Below are 25,450 nucleotides of genomic sequence, written 5' to 3'. Positions count from 1 at the left end.
GGCATAGCCTGCCGCGACGCCATGGTGACGATCACCAGTACCGTGACCGGCAGCGCCGCCGCCCTCCACAGCGGCAGCGCGCGGCGCATTCCGCCCATACAGTGCCTGCTGACCTTCGAAGCCCTGGCCCGGCTGCGCTCGGTCACCCAGACGGCCGAAGAGCTGTGCGTCACGCCCAGCGCCGTCAGTCACCGCGTCAAGCAGCTCGAGCAGTTGCTGGGCACGCGCCTGTTCGGCCGTGCCGATTTCTCGCTGACCACCGACGGCATCGCCTACCTGGCCCATGTGCGCGAAGGCCTGGGCGCGCTGCAGCGTTTTCCCGGCACCGCTGCCGCCCCCGGGCGCCGGCGGCTCAAGCTCGCGGTCACGCCCACGTTCGCCCGCTCCATCCTGATCCCGCGCCTGCGCCAGTTCACCGAGGCCTATCCGGAGATCGACATCGCGCTGCAGGTGTCCATTCCGCTGCTGGACGTGATCGCCGAGGACGCCGACCTCATGGTGCGCTTCGGCACCGGCCACTATGCCGACGTGGAGCATATCGAGCTGGCGCGCGACACCGTCACACCGCTGGCCTCGCCGGCCTTTCTGCGCGAGAACGGCCCGTTCGAGCGCCCCGAGGACCTGGAAGGCCAGCCGCTGCTGCGCAGCCCGCTGGACCCGTGGCGCACCTGGTTCGCGGCCGCCGGCCTGTCCTGGCCCGAGCCCGGCGAAGGCTCGCAGTTCAACGACGTGGGCCTGATGTGCGACGCCGCCGCGGCCAGCATGGGCGTGGCGCTGATCCGCCACAAGCTGGGCCTGCCGTGGCTCGAGAACGGCTCGCTGGTGCGCCTGTTCGACCTCGATGCGCCCAGCCCCCATGCCCACTACCTGTGCTGGGAGACCGGCACCATGGACCGCTGGGAATGCGCGGCCTTTGCCGAATGGCTGCGCAAGGCCATGAACTCCTGACACCGCCCCTCTGCCGGCTTTTGCCACCGCCGGCAACCCGCAGTTGCCCTCTGCCCTTTTCCAGCACAGTGCCGTGGCCGCCCGGCTGCGCTGCATCAAGGCCGCTGCATGGCTGCCGGTCAAAACTATGTAACGTCGCGCCGTGCGGACACTGCAGCGCTGGCCCTCTTCAACGACTTGCGCCCGCTGGCCATCATGCGCCCCACAACCCAAGAAAACAGTCCATTCGGGAGGGGGAGAACCATGCACAAGCGAAAAGGCCATCTGAAGGCTCTGTTGCTGGCATTGCCGTTGTGGGCCGCCGGGCCTGCACCGCTGCAGGCCGAGGAACAGCCCATCGTCATCGGCGCCAGCCTGCCGCTGTCCGGCGTCCAGGCCGATGCGGGCAGGGAGGGCCAGGCCGTCATGCAGGCCTATGTGGATGCCGTCAACCGCCAGGGCGGTATCGGCGGCCGGCCGCTGCAGCTCAAGGTGCTCGATGACGGCTACGAGCCCCAGCGCGCGGCCGGCAATGCGCGCCAGCTGATCCAGGGCGGCGCCGTGGCCCTGCTCAGCTGCTGGGGCTCGGCCAGCTGCGGCGCCATGCAGCCGGTGCTGCAGGAGGCCCAGATTCCGCTGGTCGGCGCGCTGGCCGGCACCGGTCCCGTGCGCCAGCCGCAGGGCCGCTACACCTATCTGCTGCGCGCCAGCACCCTGAGCGAAATCTCGGCCATGGTGCAGCAGATGCAGACCCTGGGCCAGAACCGCATCACCGTCGCCTACCAGCAGGACAGCTTCGGCCAGAACAGCCTGGAGACGGCCCGCGCCGTGCTGGGCTCGCACAGCCTGCAGCCGCTGTCCGAGATCGCGCTGGAGCCCTCGGGTGGCAATGCAGCTGCGGCTGCCGCACAGCTGGCCCGCCAGCCGCAGCTGCAGGGCGTGATCGTGCTGGCCGGCGCGCCGGCCACCGTGGGCCTGATCACCGCAGCGCGCCAGGCCCAGGTGGGCGTGCAGTTCTACAACCTGGCCGCCCAGGCCCACCAGGGCGTGGTCAAGGGCCTGGGCGAACACACGCGCGGCGTGATCTTCACCACGCTGGTGCCCAGCCCCTGGCGCACGGCGCTGGCCGTGTCCAAGGACTACCAGCAGCTGCTGGGTGCCGCGGGCAAGCACAGCGCCTCGTACATGGGCATGGAGGTCTATCTGAATGTGCGCACGCTGGTGGACGGCCTGCGCAAGGCCGGCAGCGGCGTCACGCGCGCCTCGCTGGCTGCGGCGCTCGACAGCCTGGGCGAGATGCACTACGGCCCCATGAACATCCGCTTTGCCAGCGGCCGCCACCAGGGCTCCAACTATGTGGGGCTGGCCATGCTGAACCAGCAGGGCCATTTCATAGATTAAGCATCAAATCAGCCTCAAACCATTGCACGGCAAGCGCGGACAGCTATTGTTTTAGACACTAGAAAACAGGCAGCTTCAGCGCTTTTCACATGCGGCTGCAAGAAAACTCACGCCGCAGCCGGCATCCTTCCTCTACAGTCGGGGCATGATGCCCGCCAGCTCTCTTTCCGATCCGTCGGCCGCCGCCGATGCCGCCCGCCGCCAGCCGGCTGCTACCGAACGCGCCCGCCGCCAGGCCCAGGTGCTCGATGCGCTGCGCCCCCATGTGCCCGCGCATGCGCTGCTCTACCAGACCGAGGACACCACGCCCTATGAATGCGACGGCCTCACGGCCTACCGCCAGCGCCCGCTCGTGGTCTGCCTGCCCGAGACCGAGAGCCAGGTGCAGGCCGTGCTCAAGGCCTGCCATTCCATCCAGGTGCCCGTGATCGCGCGTGGCGCGGGCACCGGCCTGTCGGGCGGCGCCATGCCCCACCCCATGGGGGTGACGCTGTCGCTGGCCAAGTTCAACAGGATCCTCAAGGTCGACCCGTACAGCCGCACGGCCCTGGTGCAGTGCGGCGTGCGCAACCTGGCCATCAGCGAGGCCGCCGCACCCCACGGCCTGTACTACGCGCCCGACCCCAGCAGCCAGATCGCCTGCACCATCGGCGGCAACGTGGCCGAGAACTCGGGCGGCGTGCACTGCCTCAAGTACGGCCTGACGGTGCACAACGTGCTCAAGGTCAGGGGCTTCACCATCGAAGGCGAGCCCGTGGAGTTCGGCTCCGATGCGCTGGACACGCCGGGTTTCGATCTGCTGGCCACCGTCATCGGCAGCGAGGGCATGCTGGCCGTGGCCACCGAAGTCACCGTCAAGCTCATCCCCAAGCCCATGCTGGCACGCTGCATCATGGCCAGCTTCGACGATGTGCGCAAAGCCGGCGACGCCGTGGCCGCCGTGATCGCGGCCGGCATCATTCCCGCCGGCCTGGAAATGATGGACAAGCCCATGACCGCCGCCGTCGAGGACTTCGTCAAGGCCGGCTACGACCTCACGGCCGAAGCCATCCTGCTGTGCGAATCCGACGGCACGCCGGAAGAAGTGGAGGAGGAAATCGCACGCATGAGCGAAGTGCTGCGCGCGGCCGGCGCCACGGCCATCGCCGTGAGCGAAAGCGAGGAAGAGCGGCTGCGCTTCTGGAGCGGGCGCAAGAACGCCTTTCCGGCCAGCGGCCGCATCAGCCCCGACTACATGTGCATGGATTCGACCATTCCGCGCAAGCGCCTGGCCGACATCCTGCTGGCCATCCAGCAGATGGAGAAGAAATACGGCCTGCGCTGCGCCAATGTCTTCCATGCGGGCGACGGCAACCTGCATCCGCTGATCCTGTTCGATGCCAACGATCCCGACGAGCTGCACCGCTGCGAGCTGTTCGGCGCCGACATCCTGGAAACCAGCGTGGCCATGGGCGGCACCGTGACCGGCGAGCATGGCGTGGGCGTGGAAAAGCTCAACTCCATGTGCACCCAGTTCACCACGGCCGAGAACCAGCAGATGTTCGCGCTCAAGGCCGCATTCGATCCGCTGTCGCTGCTCAATCCCGGCAAGGTGATCCCCACGCTCAACCGCTGTGCCGAGTACGGCAAGATGCTGGTGCGCAGCGGACAGATCAGCCACCCCGACCTGCCCAGGTTCTGAGCCCGCGTCACGCCTTGGCAATGCCTGGCACGGAAGGGGTGCCGGGCGCTTCAGGCGCGGTCGCGGCCGAATCATCTGGCGAATCACCGGCCGAGGTTGGCATGCGCCCCCCTGCGGCGCCCTCGCAAGCTCGCTCCTGTTCACGCAAGGCCTTCAAATATTTCACGTTGGCACGGATGGTCTCGATCTGTGCCCGGGTCAACGGTCGTGGAATCCTTGCTTCCCCGGCCCTGACCCATGCCGCGGCATGGGTCCCGGGGTCGCAGTGCGCGGGCGCCTGCTCATCGCGATTCAAGCCCATTGTCCAGCCTCCTCGCCTTCGGCCAGCCCAACGCGCGGGCTAGCCATGATGTAACTTTTTAACTTAACCGAAAGTCAATCATTAATGTAACTTCAAATAGAAGTTACGCTCGGCATCCGGCATTTTTATAAGTTGCAGCCGCATGCAGAATGCAAAGCAGCGGTTTGCGCAAAAGTTACGCGAGGCAATGGAGGCGGCAGGCTACGAGGCCAAGCCTTCGGTCCTGGAGCGCGAGTTCAACAGCCGTTACTGGGGCAAGCCCATGACGCTGCACGGCGTACGCCGCTGGCTGCTGGGCGAAACCGTTCCCGGCCACCGCAAGCTGGCCACTCTGGCCGAATGGCTGCAAGTGCCTGCGCATGAACTGGCCTGGGACCCCGCCGAGGTGCCCCGGACCCGCGAGCAGCCCGCGCCCTGGAGCGTTTCCCTGGGTTACGAGGACCGCGAGCTGTTCGACCTCTATCTGCGCCTGCCCGTGCCCAAGCGGCGCCTGGCGCGCGACGTCATATTGGCCATTGCGCGCGCCCATGCGGCCGAAGAGGCCGAGCGCGCGGCCCAATCCTAGAAGGCCAGGCTCAGCCGCCAAAGGCACGCTGGCGCGCCTCGCGCTGCGCCGGCGTTTCGTCGAGCAGTTCGCCGATCACTTCCTGGCGCGATCTGCCGCCGGCGGCCTGCGGTGCATCGGCCGGATAGACGCTGGCGTTGAAGCGCGACGCGCCGCCCTGGCGCACGGCGGTCTCGGCCTCCGCCAGCACCTGGGCGCGCGTCTTGCTGCTGCGGAAATGGTCGGGATGCGTGGTGACCCCGGATTCGTTGTTGGCCGGATGCCAGTAGCTGCCGGCCATGGCGGCGCCGGGCAGGATGATTGCCGCCGATGCGGCCAGGCCAGCCATCAGGGAAGCGGGAAAGAAGCGGCGTTGCGTCATGGTCTGGTTCCTTTCAGAAGTGGTGGAAGGGGCTCTCTTTCCAGCGTTGCGGAAAGATGCATCCACTGTAGGAACCGGGCTCCGACAGCACGCCCACAAGACCGTGACATTGCTGTCATCCACGTACGGTCCACAAAAAAGCCGGGGCCCTGTTCAAGGCTCCGGCTTTGGACGAGGCAACGTGAAGACGGCTATGCGGCTGCCGGTTCGCCGCCCGCCGACGGGTCGTTGCGGTGCACCAGCCGGTACAGCAGCGGCAGCACCAGCAGCGTGAGCATGGTGGACGAGAGGATGCCGCCGATCACCACCGTGGCCAGGGGGCGCTGCACCTCGGCCCCCGTGCCCGTGGCGATGGCCATGGGCACGAAGCCCAGCGAGGCCACCAGGGCCGTCATCAGCACGGGACGCAGGCGCGTGAGCGCGCCTTCGGTCACCGCCTCGGGCACGCTGCGCCCGGCTTCGCGCAGCGAGCGTATGCAGGCAATCATCACCAGGCCGTTGAGCACGGCCACGCCCGACAGCGCGATGAAGCCCACGGCCGCCGAGATCGACAGCGGAATGCCGCGCAGCCACAGCGCCAGGATGCCGCCCGTGAGCGCGAACGGGATGCCGGTGAAGACGATGAGCCCGTCGCGCACATTGCCGAACATGGCGAACAGCAGCACGAAGACGAGCAGCAGCGCCACGGGCACCACGATCTGCAGGCGCTGGCGCGCGGACTCCAGGTTCTCGAAGGTGCCGCCCCAGCGCGTCCAGTAGCCGGGCGGCAGCTGCAGGGCTTGCAGGCGCTGCTGGGCCTCGCCCACGAAGGAGCCCATGTCGCGGCCGCGCACGTTGGCGCTGACCACGATGCGGCGCTTGCCGTCCTCGCGGCTGACCTGGTTGGGGCCGGGCGCGGTCTCGAAGCGGGCCACGGCCGACAGCGGCACAAAGCCCATGCGTCCGTCGGCGCCGCGCGGCAGGGCGATGGGCAGCCGGCCCAGCGCCTCCATGTCGTTGCGCACCTCCTCGGGCAGGCGCACCTGGATGTCGAAGCGCCGGTCGCCCTCGAACACCGTGCCGGCCTCGCTGCCGCCCAGCGCCGTGGCGATGGTGTCCTGCACATCGCCCATGTTCAGGCCGTAGCGCGATGCCTTCTCGCGGTCGATGTGCACGGTGAGCATGGGCAGGCCCGTGGTCTGCTCGACCTTGACCTCGGAGGCCCCCTGGATCTGCTGCAGCATGCCGGCCACCGCCTGGGCGCTCTTTTCGAGCACGCCCATGTCGTCGCCGAAGATCTTCACCGCCACATCGCTGCGCACGCCCGAGATCAGCTCGTTGAAGCGCAGCTGTATGGGCTGGGAGAACTCGTAGTTGTTGCCCGGTATGCGCTCCACGGCGGCCTGCACGGCGGCCAGCAGGTCGTCGCGCGAGCGTGCGGGATCGGGCCATGCGCTGCGGTCTTTCAGCATGATGTAGCCGTCCGAGATGTTGGGCGGCATGGGGTCCGAGGCGATCTCGGCCGTGCCCGTGCGCGCAAACACGCGATCGATCTCGGGGAACTCCTTCTTGAGCGCCCTCTCGATCTGCATCTGCATTTGCAGCGATTGCGTGAGGCTGGTGCCGGGAATGCGCAGGGCCTGGATGGCGAAATCGCCCTCGTTGAGGTTGGGCGCGAATTCGCTGCCCAGGCGCGAGGCCAGCAGCAGGGAGAGCAGCACGGCCACGCCGGCGGCCGTCAGCACCACGGCGGGCGCGGCCATGACGCGCGCCAGCACGGGCGCATAGGCGCGGCGCGCCCATCCCATGAGGCGGTTCTCCTTCTCGGCCACCTTGCTGCCCATGAAGAGCGCGATGGCGGCGGGAATGAAGGTGATGGACAGCAGCATGGCGCCGGCCAGGGCGATGACCACGGTCAGCGCCATCGGATGGAACATCTTTCCTTCCACGCCCGTGAGCGCGAAGATGGGCAGGTAGACCACCATGATGATGAGCTGGCCGAACAGCAGCGGGCGGCGGGCCTCGCGCGCGGCGGCGAAGACCTCGTGCAGCCGTTCGCTGCGCGTGAGCAGGCGGCCGCGCGCCTCCTGCGCATGGGCCAGGCGGCGCACGCAGTTTTCCACGATGACCACGGCGCCGTCGATGATGATGCCGAAGTCCAGCGCCCCCAGGCTCATGAGGTTGGCGCTGACGCGCCAATGCACCATGCCCGTGAAGGTGAACAGCATGGACAGCGGAATGATGAGCGCCGTGATCAGCGCCGCGCGCAGGTTGCCCAGGAAGAGGAACAGGATGACCACGACCAGGGTGGCGCCATCGACCAGGTTCTTCTTGACGGTGGCGATGGCCTTGTCCACGAGGTTGGTGCGATCGTAGACGGTGATGGCCCGCACGCCCGCCGGCAGGCTGCGGTTGATCTCGCGCATGCGCGCATCCACGGCCTGCGAGACGCTGCGGCTGTTCTCGCCGATCAGCATGAACACCGTGCCCAGCACCACTTCGCGGCCGTTGTCGGTGGCCGCGCCCGTGCGCAGCTCGCGGCCCAGGCCGACCTCGGCCAGGTCGCGGATGCGTATGGGCTGGCCCTGCGCGCTGCCGACGATGACCTCGCGGATGTCGGCCATGCCCGCGACCTGGCCCGGCGCGCGTATCAGGTACTGCTCGCCCTGGCGCTCGATGTAGCCGGCGCCCACATTGGTGTTGTTGCGCTGCAGCGCGGTGACGATGTCGGCCAGCGTGAAGCCGTAGGCCGCCAGCCGCTCGGGCCAGGGGGCCACCAGGTATTCCTTGGCGTAGCCGCCGATGGAGTTGATCTCGGTCACGCCGGGCACGTTGCGCAGCTGGGGCTTGATGACCCAGTCCTGGATCTCGCGCAGGTCCATGGGCGTGTAGGGCGTGCCGTCGGCCTTCTTCGCGCCCTCCTCGGCTTCCACGGTCCACAGGTAGATCTCGCCCAGGCCCGTGGAGATGGGCCCCAGCGTGGGCGTGATGCCCGCGGGCAGGCTGCCCTTCGCCTGCTGTATGCGCTCGTTGACCAGCTGGCGCGCGAAGTAGATGTCCGTGCCGTCCTTGAACACCACGGTGACCTGGGACAGGCCGTAGCGCGACAGCGATCGCGTCTGCTCCAGATGGGGCAGGCCGGCCATCACGGTCTCCAGGGGATAGGTCACGCGCTGCTCGGTCTCCAGCGGCGAATAGCCGTTGGCCTGGGTGTTGATCTGCACCTGGACATTGGTGATGTCGGGCACGGCGTCGATGGCCAGGCGCTGGTAGCTGAAGATGCCCAGCCCCGCCATGGCCAGCACGGCCAGCAGCACCAGCCAGCGCTGCTCGATGGCGAATCGGATGATGCGTTCAAACATGTTTCTTTCCTAGCCGCAGTAGCGATTTCCGCGCCTTGCACACGCGTTCTGAAATAGGCATGGCCCAAACCCGAGACGGCCAGCAAGGGCCGCCCCGCAGCATGGGCCGTCGTCCCCCTGGGGGGAAGCCGCGAAGCGGCTCAGGGGGTCAAGGTCAATGCGTGTGTTCAGCGCTGGCCTTGCCCAGCTCGGCCTTGAGCACGAAGCTGCCTTCGGCCACATAGGGCTGGCCGGGCTGGAGGCCTTCGAGCACCTCGGTCGCCTTGGCATCCGAGCGGCCCACGCGCACGGGCCGGGCCCGGAATCCTCCCTGCACGGGCACGAAGACCACGGCCTGCTGGCCTTCCATGCGCTGGATGGCCGATGTCGCCACGGCCAGTGCGGCCTGCCGGGACGAGGCCGTCAGCTCCACGTTCACGAACAGGCCCGGACGCCAGACGCCGTCGGGATTGGGCAGCGTGATGCGCGCGGGCGCCGTGCGCGTGTCCTGGCCGATCAGCGCGCCCACATAGGCCACTTCACCCGTGGCCGAGGAATCGAAGGCCGTGGCCCGCACCGTGGCCTTTTCGCCCACGCGCACGGCCGGCAGGTCGGGAGCAGCCACGCGCATCTCGGCCCAGACCGAGCGCAGGTCCGAGATGGTGAAGACCTGGGTCGTGTCCTGCACGGCCTCGCCCACGGCCAGGTGCTTTTCCACCACCACGCCGTCAAACGGAGCGCGCAGCTCGAAGCGGTTCAGGCCGCCCGCGCCGCCCGCGCTCGCGCCCGTGGCAGCCAGCTTCTGCTGGGCGTTGGAGACCGCGATCTCGGCCTCGCCCAGGGCCTGGCGGGCCTGCAGATAGTCCTGCTCGGCCGATACCTTTTCCTCCCACAGCTGCTTTTCGCGCGCATAGGTGGTGCGCGCCAGCGACAGGCGTTTCTGTGCGGCCAGCAGCTCGCTGCGCTGCTCCGACACGGCGGCGCTGCTGAGCACGGCCAGCAGCTGGCCCTTCTTCACGTTCTGGCCCAGGTTGGCGGCCACGCTCTCGGCCACGCCCGCCACGCGCGGCACCACATGGGCCGTGCGGTCTTCGTTGAAACGGATTTCGCCGGGCAGCTGCAGCACGGAGCGCACCGTGGCCGGGCCGGCCTCGGCCAGCCGTATGCCGGCTGTCTCCATGCGCTGGGCATCCATGGCGATCAGGCCTTCGTCCTCATCGTGGCCGGCTTCGGACTTGCGGGCCGCAGGCGCCCCGCCGCCTTCATGGTGCTCGCCATCGGCATGCGCCTCGTCGTGCGCGTGGGCAGAGGCCGCCGCGCCATGGTGCTCGCCGTCGGCATGGCCTGCGGCTTCGCTGTGGCCGTGCCCATGGGCCGCCTCGGCCCCGGATCCGCCTGGGGTGCCGCTGCGCAGGATCAGCACGGCCGCCAGCGCACCCAGCGCGAGGATGGCGGCGATCGCCACGACGGTACGGCGCGGCGCCAGGGGTGTGGGGGATGGAGTGTTGCTCATGGTGTGGTGCGGTCGGATGGTTCTGCGCCCAGCAGGCGGTCGATGTCGGCGGCCGCGCGCTGCGTGGCCAGCAGTTGCTCCAGGTACTGGCTGCGTGCCTCCGACCAGGTGCGCTGGGCGTCGAGCACGTCGAGGTAGGCGAACTTGCCCAGCGCAAAGCCGCGCGCGGCCAGCTCATAGGCCGTGCGTGCCGTGGGCAGCACCTCGCCGGCCAGCAATCGGGCCTGCTGGCTGCTGGCCTGCAGCTGCTCGCGCGCCTCGAACACTTGGGCCTGCAGCTGGATGCGCACGGCCTGCAGCTCGTCCTCGGCCCGGTCGGCCAGGCGCAGGGCCTGCAGCTGGTTGCCACGGTTGCTGTCGAAGACCGGCAGCGGCACCGAGATGCCGACCACCAGCTGGTTGCGCCCCACTTCCGTGGCGCGCTTGACGCCCAGGCTCAGCGTGGGATCGGGCAGGCGCCGTGCGCGCTCCAGCTCGGCGACGGCCCGGCTTTGCGCCAGGGCCTGGCGTGCGCGCAGCACGGCCGGGGCCTGCTCCATGCGCTGCTGCAGCGCCTGGAGCGCCGGTACCTCGGGCAGCGCATCGACGCCCCCCGAGCCTTCGCCTATAGCGTCTCCGAAGGGACGCACGGCGTCGCCCCACAGCGCCTGCATCTGTCCGCGCGCCACGCGCAGGCCCGACTGCGCCTGGGCCAGCTCCAGCTGCGCGCCGGACTCGGCCACGCGGGCCTTGGTCTCTTCCAGCGGCGCGATCTTGCCCGCGGCCACGCGCTTGGCCGCGGCTTCGCGCGCGCCGCGGGCAATTTCCAGCGACTGCCTGGCCAGGCTCACGCGCTGCTGCGCGGCCAGCAGGCTAAAGAAGGCCGCGCGCACATCGGCGCGCAGCGCGGCCTCGGCGGCGGCCAGTTCGGCCCGGACCACATCGCGGCCGCGCTCGGCCACGCGCATGCGGGCCGCGCGCTTGCCGCCGACTTCCACGGTCTGGTTCCATTGCAGCGTCACCGAGCGCGTGCTGCTGCGCGTGTCTTCCTGCGAATACGCGAGTTCGGGATTGGGTCGGGCCTGGCTTTGCAGCACGGCGCCCTCGCTGGCCGCCAGCGCCTGGCGCGCCGCGCGCAGGCCGGGGTTGTGATCCAGCGCCAGAGCCAGCGCCTGCGGCAATGACAGCGACGGCGCATCACCCACCGACACATCACCCACCGGCGCACGACCGACCGCCGCGGTATCGGCCTCCGCGGCATGTACCGCTTCGGCCCGGGCTGCAGGCCATGCGGCAGCCATGGCCAGGCCCAGCAGGCTGCAGCGCAGGGTGCGGAACGGGACATCGAACATAAAAAAACTCCTGGCTCTCTCCAGCCTGCCGCGACTGTAGAAACCCGGGGGCGACGCCTCTCTGACCGGAAGATGACAAATTCGTCATCTGGCTGCATGGCGGCTGAAGGCATGGATCGCGCACAATGCGGCCCATGAAACTGCTGGTCGTCGAGGACGAGATCAAACTGGCCGAGTACCTGCACAAAGGCCTGACCGAAGAAGGCTTTGTGGTCGATGTGGCCCACAACGGCATCGACGGGCTGCATCTGGCCACCGAGCTGGCCTACGACCTCATCGTGCTCGACGGCATGCTGCCCGGCATCGACGGCCTGGCCGTGCTGGCGGCGCTGCGCCAGTCCCGGCAGACCCCGGTGCTGATGCTGACCGCGCGCGGCCAGGTCGAGGACCGCGTCAAGGGCCTGCAGGGCGGCGCCGACGACTACCTGGTCAAGCCCTTCGCGTTCTCGGAGCTGGTGGCGCGCATCCATGTGCTGCTGCGCCGCGGCGCAGCAGCCCAGGCCGTGCCCGAGGCCACGGTGCTGCGCATGGCCGACCTCGAGCTGGACCTGATACGCCGCCGCGCCACGCGCGCCGGCCAGCGCCTGGACCTGACGGCCAAGGAGTTCAATCTGCTGAGCCTGCTGCTGCGCCGCCAGGGCGAGGTGCTGTCGCGCACCGAGCTGGCCTCCCAGGTCTGGGACATGAACTTCGACAGCGAGACCAATGTGGTCGAAGTGGCCGTGCGGCGCCTGCGCCTCAAGCTCGACCAGCCCTTCGAGCGGCCGCTGCTGCACACCGTGCGCGGCATGGGCTACGTGCTGGAGTCGCGCGCGCCGTGATGCCCTGGCAGTCCGACGTTCCCCACCTGGGCCGGCGCCTGTCGCGCTGGCTGGCGCTGCAGACCATGCTGGGCCTGGGGCTGGTGTGCGTGGCGGTGTACGTGGTGATCGCGCTGGCGCTGGCGCTGCGCCAGCAGGAGGTGCTGGACCACAAGCAGCAGGCCGTGCAGCACCTGCTGGCCGAGGGGCGGGCGGTGCATGGGGCACCCGAGCTGGCGCACATGCTCGACGACTTCCTGACCGGGCACGACGAGCTGTCGCTGCGCATCCTCGACGCCCAGGGCAGCCCGGTGTACGAGCATCCGCGCCACGGCGCCGGGGGCGATGGGCGCCCATTGCACCGGCGCTTCGCGGTGCGGCTGCCCGGCAGCGGGCAGCCGGTGCAGGCCGACCTGCAGCTGGACCGCAGCGATGACGACGCGCTGCTGCGCCACCTGGCCTGGACGCTGGGGCTGGCCGCGGTGATCGGCACGCTGCTGGTGTCGCTGGCCGGCATCTGGCTGGTGCACCGCGGGCTGGCGCCGCTGCATTCGCTGGTGGAGCAGACGCGCCGGCTGTCGGCGCAGGACCTGCAGCGCCGGCTCGACGACAGCGGCCAGCCCCAGGAGCTGCGCCCGCTGATCGCCCAGTTCAACGCGCTGCTCGAGCGCCTGTCCGTGGCCTACCGGCAGATGGAGGCCTTCAACACCGATGTGGCGCACGAGCTGAACACGCCGCTGACCACGCTGATCAGCAGCTGCGAACTGGCGCTGCGCAAGCCGCGCGGCGAGGCCGAGCTGCGCGAGGTCCTGTCCTCCAACCTCGAGGACCTGCAGCGCATGGCCGGCATCGTGGGCGACATGCTCTTCCTCTCCCAGGCCGACCGCGGCCAGGGTGCGCGCCTGAGTGCCGTGGCCAGCCTGGCGGCGCTGGCGCACGAGGTCATCGAATTCCATGAAGCGGCGCTGCAGGAAGCCGGCGTGCAGGTGGTCGTGCGGGGCGATGTCCCGGCGCAGGTCGACGCGCGGCTGCTGCGCCGCGCGCTGTCCAACCTGCTGGGCAATGCCACGCGCTATGCCGCGCCGGGCTCGACGATTGCCGTGCAGATCAGCCACCACCCCTGCGCCCGCCATGAAGGCGCAGGCGATGTGGAGCTGGCCGTCATCAACCAGGGCCCGCCGATTCCTGCGGAGCATCTGCCGCGATTGTTCGACCGCTTCTACCGCGGCGATGCGGCGCGCAGCCAGGCCGACCGCAACCATGGCCTGGGCTTGGCCATCGTGGCAGCCATTGCACGCCTGCACGGCGGCCGCACCTTTGCCGAATCGGCCGGCGGTCAGACGCGCATCGGCCTGCTGCTGCCGCTGCCCGGCGCCATCCCCGCAACATCCTGACACCGGCCTTGCCGGGCGCTCACAACGCGCGGCACCGGTTCACGCAGGTTCCGGAACGCAACAGGGCGCCGGACCACGCCCACAGCAGCGGACAAAGCCAGACGACAGCCGGGCGCTGCCCGGTGCGCCACCATAAGCCATGCCTTGCACGATGAAAGGATGCACCATGCTTCACGCACCCCACAACACGGCCCGTGCGCTGCTGGCATCGGCACTGCTGGCAGCCGCCGCTCCTTTGGCGCTGGCCCAGTCCGAGGCCGGCAGGATGCCGCCCCTGCACGAGGAAGGAAGCCTGCAGTACAGCTGCGGCGGCATCGGCCTTGACGAATCCACGGCCATGCGCGCGGCCATGAAGGACTATCCGCTGTCGCTGCTGTTTGCCGCCCGGGAAGGCGAGTACCTGGCCGACATCACGGTGGAAATCAGGGGCGCCAGGGACAGCTACCGCTTCGTGGCCGGCGGCCCGGTATGCCTGCTCCGGCTGCCCGAGGGCGCCTATACCGTGCAGGCCACGACGCGCAACGGCCGCACCCAGAGCCAGCAGACCCATGTGGGCAAGGGCAGCCACAGCCTGGACTTCAGGTTCTAGCCAGGGAGGCGATACGGCAACGGCCGCGGGCCTATGCACCTGCGAAAACCTGAGATTTGGCGCAATGGCGACAATCGCCCCATGCCCCAAGACAGCACTTCCCCCCACCATCACGCCCAGGACTATGGCGCCCACCTGCAGGCCGGCAATGCGCTGGTAGCCCAGGCGCAGGCCCTGGCCACCAGCGACTTCCAGCAGGCCCGCGCGCTCTGGCAGGCCGCCGGAAAGCAGTTCTATCTTGCACACAAGGCAGACATGGACGCGCCCGAGGCGGCTTTCCGCCTGGCCCAGGCCTGGATGGCCGAAGCCCATGCGCTGCAGAAGGAACACTCGCCCAACGCTGCCGTGATGTGGGCCAATGCCGCCGCCCAGTGCGAGCTGGCCTTCGACCTGCAGCCCGAGGACGGCCGCGTGGCCATGACTGCGGCCAGCTGCCATCTGTTCGCGGGCCAGCACGATGCGGCCAAGGCCTGGCAACAGATCGGCCAGCACCTGCTGCAGCCGGCCGCGCCACAAGGCGGCGAAACCGGCGCATGAAAGCAGGGCCGTCGCCGGCGAAGCACGTCCCCCGGCAATCGCGGGGACGCCTTCAGCTTCCGCAGGCATTGGCCGTGTACGCGCAAGACGGTTGCTATTTTTTCAGGAGCTTGCTGCACCTTCCGTGTCGATGATTCGAAAGCATGGAGCTTGCAGATCATGGCGGAGCAGGCGCCGCAAGCTCTCTTATGCATAGCAGGCATGTTCGGCCGCTCCCCCTGGCACCGGCCCGCCTGGGTCCATTCGCCGCTCAGAAGCGGCTGTTCAGCCCCACCCACAGGCGGCGGCCGTCGCCCACGGTGTTGTAGGTCTCGGCATCCAGGCGCTTGTCGCCCACGTTGTAGAGCGCCACGTTGAGCGTGGTGCTCTTGGTGAGCTGGTAGCTGCCGCCGATGTCCAGGTAGTTGTACGCCGCATATTCGCGCACGCCGTTGGCCACCAGCGCGCCGTTGCTGCCGATGCGGGCGCCCGCATTGATTTCCTTGCCGTGGTGGTTGAACGCCGTCCAGAGCTTGAACCGGGGCGCGGCCTGCCAGTCCGCGCGCAGCGTGAGCTTGTGGCGGGGCGTGCGGGCCAGCGCATGGCCATCGTAGGCGCCGCCTTCCTGGCGCGACTGCGTGTAGGTGTAGTTGCCCTTGAAGCCCAGCGTGCGCGTGGCCTGCCATTTGCCCGACAGCTCCACGCCGCGGATCTTGGCGCGGTCGATGTTGTAGTTGTACCAGAGGCGGTAGTTCGGGTCTTGGGACCAGCGCGCATAGCTGCCGTCCGGGTTCATCACGATGGCATTGGCCACCTTGTCCTTGAAGTCCGTGTAGAACAGCGTGGCGCTGGCCTGCAGGTCGCGCCGGTTGTTCCACAGCGCGGCCACTTCGTAGCTGGTGCTCTTTTCGGCGCCCAGGTGGGGGTCGGCGATGATGACGCCGCAGGTGCCGCCCGGCCCGTAGGTGCAGTTGCCGCCGCCCGTGGTGTAGGCATAGCCGGGCGTGATGGAGCGCACGTCGGGCGCGCGAAAGCCCCGCGAGACGCCGCCCTTGAAAGTCCAGTCGTCGCTGGCATGCCAGACGGAGTACACGCGCGGGCTCCAGTGCTTGCCATAGACCGGATGGTCGTCCAGGCGCAGGCCGCCCGTCACGGCCCAGCGCCCGGTGATGCGCCATTCGTCCTCCAGGAACAGGGCCTTCTGCGTGATGCCGTAGCTGCGCACGATGTTGTCGCGCAAACCGGGGTTCACGTCCTCCAGCTCGGCGCGGTTGACCTGGCCTCCGGCCACCAGCAGGTGGCTGCCCAGCGGCATGGTCAGCTTGGCATCGAGCACGGTGTTGGTGATTTCGGGCGCGCGGGCATTGCGCGTCCACTCCTGCGACTGGCGCGGCAGCGTGAAGTTCTGGCGCCGGGCCTGTTCGCGCGACAGCGACACTTCCGATGTCGCCCAGCCCCAGCGGCCCGTGTGCGAGAGCGCGTAATGGTCGCGGCTGTTCTTGTTGTAGGCCGGCGTGCCGCTGGCCGCCAGCGTCTTGCCGGGGCTGCTGCCGCGCTTGACCTCGGTGGTGCCGGCCTCGAGCAGGATGTCGTGGTATCTGCTGGGCGTGATGGCCAGGCGCGCCGTGATGTCGCGGTCGGAGGCATCGTTGGTGCCGTTCAGCGTCCTGTCCTCGCCGCGGTGGTAGCTGCGGCCCCAGACCTGCAGGCCCGCCAGACCCTGCTTGATCGGCCCGCCCAGGTAGAACTGCTCCTGGTGCGAGTCGCCGAGGTCGCTTTTCTGCAGCGTGTAGTCGGCGCTCAGCGAGCCGCCCCAGGCGGCGGGCACCTTGCGCGTGATGATGTTGATCACGCCGCCCATGGCGTCCGAGCCGTACAGCGAGGACATGGGGCCGCGCACCACCTCGATGCGCTCTATGGCCTCCAGCGGCGGGATGAAGCTCTGCTCGAAGCCCGCATTGCCGTTGGTGCGCGCCTCGCGCGTGCTCTGGCGGCGCCCGTCCACCAGGATCAGCGTATAGGCGCCGGGCAGGCCCCGGATGAAGATGTCCTTTTCATTGTTCACGCCGGTGACCGACACGCCCTCGATGTCGCGGATGGCATCGGTCAGGTCGCGAAACGGCTTGCTCTGCAGCTCCTCGCGGGTGATCACGCTGACGGACGCAGGCGCATCCTCGATGGCCTGCTCGAAGCCCGATGCCGTCACTACCACGGTCTCCATGCTGCGCTCGGGCGCGGCTTGCGCGGCCCGCGCCGCGCCCGGGCCCGCCAGGACGACCAGGCCAGCCAGGCCGGCGACGGCCAGTGCCACGGCTTGGCGCTGCAGGCCGGGCTGCGGCCACCCGGCGGCACCGGCTTGAAGCGGGGAAAAAGAGGGACGGACCTGCGCAGGGCGGTGCGCATGCCTGGGCGTGGATTGGTGATGCATGGGATAGCTCGGAAGACTCGACACATACGGCCACGCGCCGGCCGACGGGAACGCGCAGGGCGCACCGGTGCCGGCCGGCGCAGGGACCGGCAGGACATTCGCGAATGATGTTGTGCGTGAGGCCGCCGCAACGGCCGTGGGAAGGCCGTCCTGGCTATGCCATGCCGGGCTGTGCGGCATGGCGGGCCTGCGCTGCGCGCCAGCTGCATGGAAGCTGGCCGAGGCGGGCCCGGCTGGGGAGAGAGTGCGTGAAGCGCCTATTTATTGCGAATGGTTCTCATTGTAAATATAGATGGCGGCATTGTGCAAATCTGTAAGCCCGACATGCACCTGCCGCCGGCCCTGCGGGCTTCATGCCAGCATCTGCCGCAGGCTGCGCCACAGGCTGCCCGCGTGCGAAAGCAGGAACAGCGCCAGGCCGATGGCACCGCCCACCAGCGTGCCGTTGATGCGGATGTACTGCAGATCCTTGCCGATATGGGTCTCGATCAGCTCGGACAGCTGCTCGGCATCCCAGCGCTTGACGGTGTCCGCGATGTGCTGGCCTATGAACTGCGAGACATCGGGCGCCAGCGCCGTGGCCCAGCGCTTGAGCCGCTCGTTCATGGAGCTGCGCAGCGCCTCGTCGTGCGCCAGCGACTGGCCCAGCCAGCGCCCCATGGCCGTGGCCTTGCGCGCGATCTGCGAGTGCTCGTCGGCCAGGTCTTTCTCGATCTTGACGCGCAGGCCCAGCCACAGCTCGCGCAGATAGCTGGCCAGCTTCTCGTCGTGCAGCAGGTAGTGGCGCAGCTTTTCCACGCGCTGCTCGTATTCGGGGTCGTTCTGCAGGCGTTCGATCAGGCGGCGCACCGAGGCATCGAAGGCCTCGCGCATGCGATGGTCGGGATGGTGGGCAATGTCCTGCAGCAGGCCGTCCAGCGCCGCGGCGATCACGCTGGCCCCCTTTTCGCCCAGCCAGTCGGTGGGCAGCATTTTTTCCTTGAGCGGATGCTCGCGCTTGAGCCAGGCCACGATGGTGTGCGCGATCAGCACATGGGTCTGTTCGTTGCGCAGCACGCTGCCCAGGCGCGCCAGCACATCGTCGAGCACGGCCTGGTGGCGCCCGCCCTGGGTGAGGCCGGTCAGCAGCGAAGCCGCAGCCCCGGTGAGATTGAGCTGGGACAGGATGGCCTTGAGCGACTGGGTGAGGAATTTCTCCACCTGCGTGTCCTGCACCATCTCCAGCGCGGCCAGCGCCAGGCGCGCGACCTGCCTGCCCAGCAGCGTGCTGTTGGCGGGCGTGGTCAGCCAGTCGCTGAGCGCGCGGGCCGGGTCGTGGCGCCCGATCAGCGCCACCAGCGAGGGCGCATCCAGGAACTTGTCGCGCACGAAGACGGCCAGGTTCTCGCCGATGCGGTCCTTGTTGCGCGGAATGATGGCCGTATGCCGGCCCACCCACGGCAGCGGAATCGGCCTGAACAGCGCCGTCACCGCAAACCAGTCGGCCAGCGCGCCGACCATGGCGGCCTCGCAGATGGCGCGCAGGCAGGCCAGCCACAGCGGCACCTCCTGCCCCGCGATCGCCCAGCGCGTGCCGGCCAGCGCCGTGGCGACGAATCCTGCACTCACCAGCAGCAGCAGGACCAGCGGCATGCGCTTGGCCTGCTGCAGTGAGCGGCGTTGTTCAGGCGTGAGCATGCGCTAGAGCATACGGCCTCTTGGCCCGGCCGTCTTCCGCCCGGGCCGCCGCCGGGGCGCGGCATGCGTCAGCCGGCCTTGGCGTTTCCTGCGGTATCGGCCAGCCGGGTGTCCTGGCTCCAGGGCCACCAGCTTTCCTCGAAGCGCACGTCGATGGGCAGGCGGTTGACGCGGTGCTCGGCCGGCAGGGCCTGCAGCGGACGCAGCTTGACGACGACCGCGGCACTCTGCGATTCCATCGGGCCCACGCGCTCGGCCGGGATGCGCTGGGTTTCGGAGAACACCTCGTCCACCTCGGCCGGCACCTTCTGGCCGTCCAGGAAGACCAGCGTGGCCTTCTGGCCCTTGCGCGCGTACTTCAGGGACTGGGGCGTCAGATAGGCCTGGACCCAGGGCGCCTTGCGCGTCTGCAGCACCATCAGCTCGTCTCCGGCCACCACCCATTCACCGGCCTTGACGAAGCTGCGCACCACCTGCGATGGCACGGGCGCCATCAGGTCCGCGACCGGCGTGATGTTGCTGGCCTGCGCCAGCCCCACGGCCTGGCGCGTGGCTGCCGCATCCTTGGCCGCCTGCAGGTACAGGGCGCTCTGCTGCTGGCTGGCCGCCAGGATCTCGCGCTGGGTGCGGCCTATCTCGGCCTGGGCCTGCAGCATCTGCAGGCGCGCGCCGTCCACTTCCTGGCGCGTGGCCGCGCCCTGGCGGAACAGCTCGTCCATCTGGCGCACGCGGTCCTGCATCAGGGACAGGCGGCCCTGCGCGGCCTGCAGGCTGGACTGCAGGGCCTTTTGCTGGCCCTGCAGGTCCTGGCGCTGCATCGCATAGGTATGGTCGGCGGAACTGGCCGCCGCGCCGGCAGCCTGCACCGCGCCGGCGGCAGGCGTGGGCACCTGCTTTTGCACCACGCGCAGCACGCGCGCGCCCTGCTCGGCGGTCTGCCCTTCCTGGGCCACCTGCTCCACCTGGCCCGTGATCGGCGCGCGCACCACCACCTGGTCGACGACCACCATGCCGGGCGAGGCGCGCAGCAGCGTGCTGCTCACGGCCTTGTAGACGAAGTACAGGGGAATCAGCAGCACGATGCCCAGCACCAGATACCAGCGCCAGCGCGGCACCGTGCGCTTGACGTTGTCGTACTTGACGGGAATGCCATTGCTGACCTCCGCCGAAGCCGGCGGGGCATTGAATTGAATCTTCACGGTTGAGCCTCCATATAGTCTTCCCAGGACTGCACGACGATGCCTTTGAAGCCGGGCACCGTCCGCAGCGATTGCGCCACCCCCTGCCAGTGGGCCAGCGCCTGGCGCCGGCCCACGCGGAACAGGCTCTCCTCCGAGGGCAGTTCCTTCTCGATGCTTTGCGCCACGGCCAGGTCCAGCCCCTGCGGCATGGGCGGCAGCTGCTTGATGACGTTCACCGTGCTCTGCGCATTGGCGCTGTAGATCATGGGCACGACTTCCTTGACGCCGGCCTTCTGCAGCGCCTGCAGGAAGCCGGGGTCGCGCAGTTCGCGGTGGTGCGTGGTCAGCGAGATCGGCAGGCGGCTCTGGCCCACGGCCTCCTTCAGGCTGTCGAGCGCATGGCGGTCCCAGTCCTTTTGCTGCGCCTCGGGCAGCTGGCTGCGTTCCAGGTCCAGGTGGACCATGCCGAACGGCATGGACTGCACCTTCTGCAGCAGCGCCAGCATGTTGCCGCGGCCCTGGGGCAGCACCCAGGTCGGCTCGCCCAGCAGCAGCTCCAGCCCGATGCCGCGCTGGCGCGCCCGCTGCGCGAGCTGCTCCAGTCCCTGGCGGGCGTGCCCGTCGGCCGCCAGGCGCTGCAGCTGCTCCTCGGTGAACGACACCAGCAGGCGCTGCGTGCCTTGCGGCAGCTGGTCCACGCGGGCCGGCTGCTGCACCCACTGCCAGCCTTTCCAGGCATACCAGCCGGTGCCCGCAGGCGCGGCCTGCGCGGCGGCTGCAGCGGACTTGGCCGCGCCGGCTTCATCGCCGGGCCCGGCCTTCTGCGCCGCCGCAGCAGGACCGGCTGCAGCCATGGCCGCAGCGGCGCCGGCGGCAGCAGGCGCTGCGGGAACCGCGGCGCCCGTGCGCTGCAGCACGGCGGCCTGCAGCGGATCGTCGTTGCGCGTCTGCAGGCTGCAACCGCGCGTGTAGTACAGCATGTCCATGGCCGCGAGGTCCACTTCTTCGGCGGCGCTGATGTAGCGCACCGCCGCTTCGTAGCGGCCGTTGCCGGCCTTGATGGCCTGCACCAGGCCGTCGCCGTCCAGGCTGGGCGCACGCAGCTGGGCCACGCGCAGCCCTTCGGTGGCCGCCGCATAGCGCTGCGCGCTGCTCCTGAGCTCGTTCTGGTTCAGCTTGTACTGCTCCAGCACGGTCTGCTGCTCCAGCTGCAGCTTGCTCTGGGTCTGCGCGTACTGCTCGGCCGCCTCGTCATACTGGCCCTGCAGCTTGGCCGCCATCGCGTCCTTCTGGCTGCGCCACTGCAAGGGAATGGACACATCCACGGCCACGGCCGTCGCATGGCCGGGGCTGCCCCCGAAATCCTTGCTCAGGCTCTGGCTCAGCTGCACGCCGCCGATCACGCCGCCATAGCGCGTGTGCTGGGCCTGCTCCCGCGTGCCTTCCATCGCATAGCGCGCGGATTCCAGCGCGGGATGCGTGTTGAGCGCATCCTGCAGCACGGCCGGGCTCATGCAGGTCTGCGGCATGGCCAGCGCCGGCACGGGCTGGGGGCGCAGATGGCGGCCGGTGAGGAAACCCATTTGCTGCAAGGCGGCGCGCTGCACTTCCCTCTCCCTGGCCACGCGGTTCTGCGCAGCCTCGTAATAGCCCTGCAGGTCCAGCCCTTCCGAGCGCAGCATGTGGCCGCCGGCCACGCGCTCCTGCAGCTTGGATTCGATCTGGGAACGCGTGGACAGATAGGCCTGCGCCACCTGCTCGCGCTGCTGGCTGCGCAGGTAGCGCACATACAGCCGCCCCAGCTCCGTCACGGCCTGGGCCTGCAGCAGCTGGGTCTGCGCGGTGCTGCTCAGCTGCTCGGTCCTGGCCTCCAGCACGCTGCGCCGGCGTGCTTCCTCGGCGCCCAGAAAGCTCCAGCGCAGGCCGGCCTGGCCCGCCAGGCGGCTGTAGTTGCGGTTCAGGGTGTCCGTCACCGGTTCCTTGGCGCGCGTGAGGCTGGTGGCCGCGACGAGCCGCGCGCCGTTGTCCGACTCGACCAGCTTGAGATTGCTGCTGGCCACATGCTCCTTGAGGCGCGCCAGGCGCACGGCAGGGCCCTGCTCCGCGCTCCAGGCCTGCAGATCGGACCAGCTCCAGGGCTGGCCTGCGTCGGCGGCAGAGGCAGGTGCGGCCGGCGCCGCGGACACCGCCGTCTGCGCGCTCGTGCCCAGCGCGCCGGCCAGCAGGCCCGCGCCGATCAGGCCGCTCAGCGCGCGGACACGGTACGGCCTACCCGACAGGGAATGAAGGAAAAATGGTTTCATGCGTTGGTTTTTAGAATTTGTTCTTGCGCAGCACCCAGCTGGGCGCCATGGACGAATCCAGATGCGAATGGGTCAGTGCCTCCACCAGGATGGCGTAGCCGCTGTGCACCCGCGTCACGAAGGCAAAGAGCGGAAACAGCGGCAGGTACGGCAGGTAGGACAGGTCCAGCCGGACGCGCTCCGACACCGTGGCCAGATAGACCAGGTAATAGGCGAGCAGCAGCACCAGGTAGCCCAGGTACACGAAGGCCAGCGTGCCCAGCACGATGCCCAGCGGCTGGATGAACAGCAGCAGCGCCAGCGAGCCCACGATCAGATAGGGCAGCACCAGCTGCATGAGCAGGCCGTTGACCAGGGTGAACAGGAAGTTCGGCCAGCCCAGCAGCGAAGGCCGCAGGTTGAAGCGGTACTTGCGCACGAACAGGTAGTACATGTCCCCGTCCCAGCGCACGCGCTGCCTGAAGAACACGCGCCAGGATTCCGGCGCGTCGGTATGCCCCATGGCATGCGGTTCGAACTTGATGCGCATGCCGCGGTGGCGGCCGAAGTACTGCTTGATGCGCAGCGTGATGTCCAGGTCCTCCGCCGTTCCCGCATCCCAGCCGCCCAGGTGCCGGACCAGCGAGGTCCGGAACACGCCGAAGGCGCCCGAGATGTTGTTGACGATGTTGAACTCCGACAGCCCGGTCTTGCCGCCGCTGATGGAGAGCATGTATTCCAGCCCCTGCAGCTTGGTCACCAGGTTCTTGCCCTGGTTGCGCACGCGCAGGTTGCCGGCCACGCCCGCCACCCGCGGATCGTCGAAGTGGCGCGTGGCGTTCTCCACCATGTCGTTGTCGAACGAGGTATCGCCATCCAGCGCCATCACCACGTCGCCGGTGGCCAGTGTCAGCCCCGCGTTCAGCGACGAGACCCGGCCGCCGCGCTGCCACTTGGGCAGCACGGCGACTTCGCGCCCCTCGACGCCTTCCCAGCGCCTGGCCTCGGACAGCGCCGCCTGCAGCGTGTCGCTGTTCTTGATGGCTCCGTCGATGATGGGAATGATCTGGATGCGCCCCGCATAGCGCTGGTTCACCAGCGAGCTGATGGTCTTGCGCACATCCTCGCCCTCCGAGTAGCAGGTGATCAGGCAGGACACGGACGGGTACTGCAAACGCCGGGCCGGAGCGCGCCAGTGGCGCAGCCCGTAGCGCAGCATCCCGCCCACGACCAGCGCATAGAACGGCAGCTCCAGCAGGACCACGAACGGGAACAGGTTGAAGGCCAGATCCCATGCGCCCCGCGTGCTGAAGCTGTGCGCCAGCAGCCAGAACGATTCGACAAACTGCTGCCACATGGTCAGGCCTCTTGCAGCGTGCCGGCCTGCATCTTCTGCATCAGATTGCTGGCGGACGGGGCTTCCTTGCCGCCGGTCACGGCCTTGACCTCCATGCTGCGCAGGCGCACGGACAGGGCCAGGTGCTTGGACTCGCCCTCTTCCTGCGCCAGCTTCTCCATGGCTTTTTCGATGCGGCTTTGCAGGCCCTGCGGCATGGTGTAGGGCAGGATCACCCACAGGCTGTGCTCGTCCACGCGGGTGATCAGGTCGGACTCGCGCAGCTGCGCATTCAGGCGCACGGCGAATTCGTCCAGCAGCTCGGTGACCTGCCAGGAGCTGAGCTGCTGGTCCGGCAGGCCGGTGTGCTCGAGCTCCATGCGCATCAGGTGGAAGCTGAACTGGGGATTGCGCGCCTGGATGTCGCTGGCCCAGTCCAGCATGCGCTTGAAGCCCTGCGGGTCCACATAGTTGCGCGCCTTCAGCGGCGGATAGGCCTCGCCCACGCCGCCATTGCGCACGGACTGGCGCCCGCTGGCGCTGAGCATCAGCGTGCCGACCTCGCGCACCTCCAGCTCGTCGGGCGTGCTGGTGCGCGCGCAGTCCAGGCAGCGCGCCTGCACCATGGAGTCGACCGAGGAGCGCTGGCAGCTGCGGCAGTGGTACTGGGCCAGCGGCTTGTCATAGTCCACGCCGATGTGGCGCAGATGCACATGGCATTTGGGGCAGGCCAGCGTGCCGCCCTCGACGAACTGCGATTCGGCGCTGACATGGCCGCAGGCAAAGCAGTGCAGCGTCGGTTCCCGGCGGATGTCCAGGCTCTGGCAATGCGGGCACACGTCCACGAAGTGGATGTGGGCCGAGCCGCAGCCCGAGCACAGCCGGGTGCGGTCCACCAGGCCCTCGGAGCGCAGCAGCCCGCGGCGGCGCAGCTCCTCGAGGGTCTGGGAAACATTCTCCTGCGCGCAGGCCAGCTGCTCCGCCACCGGATAGCGGTAGAGCTGGTCGCTGTCGCGGTCGAGCAGCGGCCGAAAGCCCGCCTGCTGGCCGCGCTCGTAGAGGAAATACAGCAGGCGCTCCTCCAGCCCCAGCACGTCGCCGGGGTCGGGCAGGGTCTGGCGGCGCAGCGCCATGCCTTCGGTGATTTCGCGCGCCCGCTCCACGCTGCACAGCGCATCCACATACAGCTGCGCATCGCGCAGCGCCGGTTCCGCGAAGACCGGCAGGTTCCACCAGTCGCTCTGGCGGATGCGATGAAGCCAGTTGCGCCAGACCTGATGCGGTACGGAGCGCAAGTAAATGCCCTGCGGTTGCACGCCGGAGCGCATCAGCGCGTCCAGATCGGGGTAGGTGACAGACCGCTCTGACTCAGGGGCTGCTGCTGTGGTGAGCGGCCCCAGAAATACCAAGCTGGCCTTGGTGCGGATGGCTGTATCCATCAGACTCTCCTCTGTAGTGTGCGCCGGGCTGTACAAGCCCGGGGCGCGGTTTCGGAGAGGTCATTTTTTCGGCAGTCCGTGACGCTTCGCCTACCGTTTTCATAGGTTTTAAATTTTGAAAACCAAGTTGCCGTTGGCGAACAAACAGGCCCCCTCTCCGTTACCGCTACATCCACATACAGAGTCGAAAAACCGGGGCGTCCGCGGCCCGCCGATCCGGGTTTTCAACCACCCTGCTCCCACTGTGGTCACCATAGTGAGAGCGCGATCCGACACAAAAATCCACCTTCGATACACATGAGCAGCGTTTCGTCGGGAACTGTCGGCCGACATGTAAACATGAACCGCCGTTCTGGCACGCCCGCAGGTAACATTTGCTGCACCCAATAACCCCAGGAATTGCCAAAA

18 protein-coding genes are annotated in these 25,450 nt (G+C 68.7%); 8 read left to right on the top strand and 10 right to left on the bottom strand.

Annotated features, from left to right (window positions below; translation table 11 throughout):
- Window positions 1-21 precede the first annotated feature (21 nt).
- From Cte04_RS09275 to Cte04_RS09260, 4 genes are all read left to right on the top strand, one after another.
- Window positions 22-948 carry a LysR substrate-binding domain-containing protein gene (locus Cte04_RS09275; RefSeq protein ID WP_066475760.1) on the top strand — a complete coding sequence of 309 codons (927 nt, stop codon included), beginning with the start codon at window positions 22-24 and terminating at the stop codon, window positions 946-948.
- A 243-nt stretch (window positions 949-1,191) separates the two neighbouring features.
- Window positions 1,192-2,328 (top strand): ABC transporter substrate-binding protein, encoded by a 1,137-nt coding sequence (locus Cte04_RS09270; RefSeq protein WP_066475758.1) that lies wholly within the window; start codon window positions 1,192-1,194, stop codon window positions 2,326-2,328.
- A gap of 145 nt (window positions 2,329-2,473) precedes the next feature.
- Window positions 2,474-4,009: an FAD-linked oxidase C-terminal domain-containing protein gene (locus Cte04_RS09265; protein ID WP_066475757.1), complete on the top strand. Its 1,536-nt coding sequence runs from the start codon at window positions 2,474-2,476 to the stop codon at window positions 4,007-4,009.
- Window positions 4,010-4,452: 443 nt separating this feature from the next.
- Entirely contained in the window at window positions 4,453-4,875 is a 423-nt protein-coding gene (locus tag Cte04_RS09260; protein ID WP_066475756.1) for a DNA-binding protein, read from the top strand.
- Between the two features lie 10 nt (window positions 4,876-4,885).
- Here Cte04_RS09260 and Cte04_RS09255 read toward each other — a convergent pair whose 3' ends face one another.
- From Cte04_RS09255 to Cte04_RS09240, 4 genes are all read right to left on the bottom strand, one after another.
- Window positions 4,886-5,236 carry a DUF4148 domain-containing protein gene (locus tag Cte04_RS09255; RefSeq protein WP_066475753.1) on the bottom strand — a complete coding sequence of 117 codons (351 nt, stop codon included), beginning with the start codon at window positions 5,234-5,236 and terminating at the stop codon, window positions 4,886-4,888.
- A 191-nt stretch (window positions 5,237-5,427) separates the two neighbouring features.
- Entirely contained in the window at window positions 5,428-8,577 is a 3,150-nt protein-coding gene (locus Cte04_RS09250) for a CusA/CzcA family heavy metal efflux RND transporter (RefSeq protein ID WP_066475751.1), read from the bottom strand.
- Between the two features lie 154 nt (window positions 8,578-8,731).
- Entirely contained in the window at window positions 8,732-10,069 is a 1,338-nt protein-coding gene (locus Cte04_RS09245) for an efflux RND transporter periplasmic adaptor subunit (RefSeq protein WP_066475749.1), read from the bottom strand.
- A complete protein-coding gene (locus Cte04_RS09240) occupies window positions 10,066-11,349 on the bottom strand; it encodes a TolC family protein (protein WP_083526598.1) in 1,284 nt (427 codons plus the stop codon). The genes Cte04_RS09245 and Cte04_RS09240 overlap by 4 nt, the downstream gene beginning before the upstream one ends.
- Window positions 11,350-11,534: 185 nt before the next feature.
- Between Cte04_RS09240 and Cte04_RS09235 the strand changes: the two genes are divergently transcribed.
- The 4 genes from Cte04_RS09235 to Cte04_RS09220 all read left to right on the top strand — a co-directional run bounded on the left by Cte04_RS09235 (window position 11,535) and on the right by Cte04_RS09220 (window position 14,720).
- The gene (locus Cte04_RS09235; RefSeq protein ID WP_066475747.1) at window positions 11,535-12,221 is read left to right on the top strand and encodes a heavy metal response regulator transcription factor; all 687 of its coding nucleotides are present in this window, start codon (window positions 11,535-11,537) and stop codon (window positions 12,219-12,221) included.
- Window positions 12,221-13,594: a heavy metal sensor histidine kinase gene (locus Cte04_RS09230; RefSeq protein ID WP_066475745.1), complete on the top strand. Its 1,374-nt coding sequence runs from the start codon at window positions 12,221-12,223 to the stop codon at window positions 13,592-13,594. Before Cte04_RS09235 ends, Cte04_RS09230 begins: the two co-directional genes overlap by 1 nt.
- A 166-nt stretch (window positions 13,595-13,760) precedes the next feature.
- Entirely contained in the window at window positions 13,761-14,183 is a 423-nt protein-coding gene (locus tag Cte04_RS09225) for a hypothetical protein (RefSeq protein ID WP_066475744.1), read from the top strand.
- An 81-nt stretch (window positions 14,184-14,264) separates the two neighbouring features.
- Window positions 14,265-14,720, top strand: coding sequence for a hypothetical protein (locus Cte04_RS09220; RefSeq protein WP_066475741.1), 456 nt, complete (start codon window positions 14,265-14,267; stop codon window positions 14,718-14,720).
- Window positions 14,721-14,970: 250 nt separating this feature from the next.
- On the opposite strand, the gene Cte04_RS09215 is transcribed toward Cte04_RS09220, so the two are convergent.
- The 6 genes from Cte04_RS09215 to Cte04_RS09190 form a co-directional block, all read right to left on the bottom strand.
- Window positions 14,971-17,127: a TonB-dependent receptor domain-containing protein gene (locus Cte04_RS09215; protein ID WP_083526580.1), complete on the bottom strand. Its 2,157-nt coding sequence runs from the start codon at window positions 17,125-17,127 to the stop codon at window positions 14,971-14,973.
- A gap of 351 nt (window positions 17,128-17,478) precedes the next feature.
- Window positions 17,479-18,804 (bottom strand): DUF445 domain-containing protein, encoded by a 1,326-nt coding sequence (locus Cte04_RS09210; RefSeq protein WP_066475739.1) that lies wholly within the window; start codon window positions 18,802-18,804, stop codon window positions 17,479-17,481.
- A 68-nt stretch (window positions 18,805-18,872) separates the two neighbouring features.
- Window positions 18,873-20,003: an HlyD family secretion protein gene (locus tag Cte04_RS22135; protein ID WP_066475737.1), complete on the bottom strand. Its 1,131-nt coding sequence runs from the start codon at window positions 20,001-20,003 to the stop codon at window positions 18,873-18,875.
- Window positions 20,000-22,288 carry a TolC family protein gene (locus Cte04_RS09200; protein ID WP_066475735.1) on the bottom strand — a complete coding sequence of 763 codons (2,289 nt, stop codon included), beginning with the start codon at window positions 22,286-22,288 and terminating at the stop codon, window positions 20,000-20,002. Before Cte04_RS09200 ends, Cte04_RS22135 begins: the two co-directional genes overlap by 4 nt.
- Window positions 22,289-22,298: 10 nt before the next feature.
- Window positions 22,299-23,624: a glycosyltransferase family 2 protein gene (locus Cte04_RS09195; protein ID WP_066475731.1), complete on the bottom strand. Its 1,326-nt coding sequence runs from the start codon at window positions 23,622-23,624 to the stop codon at window positions 22,299-22,301.
- Window positions 23,625-23,626: 2 nt separating this feature from the next.
- On the bottom strand, window positions 23,627-25,042 hold the full coding sequence (locus Cte04_RS09190; RefSeq protein ID WP_066475730.1) for a TackOD1 domain-containing metal-binding protein: 1,416 nt from the start codon (window positions 25,040-25,042) through the stop codon (window positions 23,627-23,629).
- Between the last annotated feature and the right edge of the window lie 408 nt (window positions 25,043-25,450).

This window comes from Comamonas terrae, assembly GCF_001544075.1.
Classification (GTDB): domain Bacteria; phylum Pseudomonadota; class Gammaproteobacteria; order Burkholderiales; family Burkholderiaceae_C; genus Comamonas; species Comamonas terrae.
The sequence above is the reverse complement of the archived record's forward strand: the minus strand, read 5'-3'. Positions and strand labels throughout refer to the sequence as shown.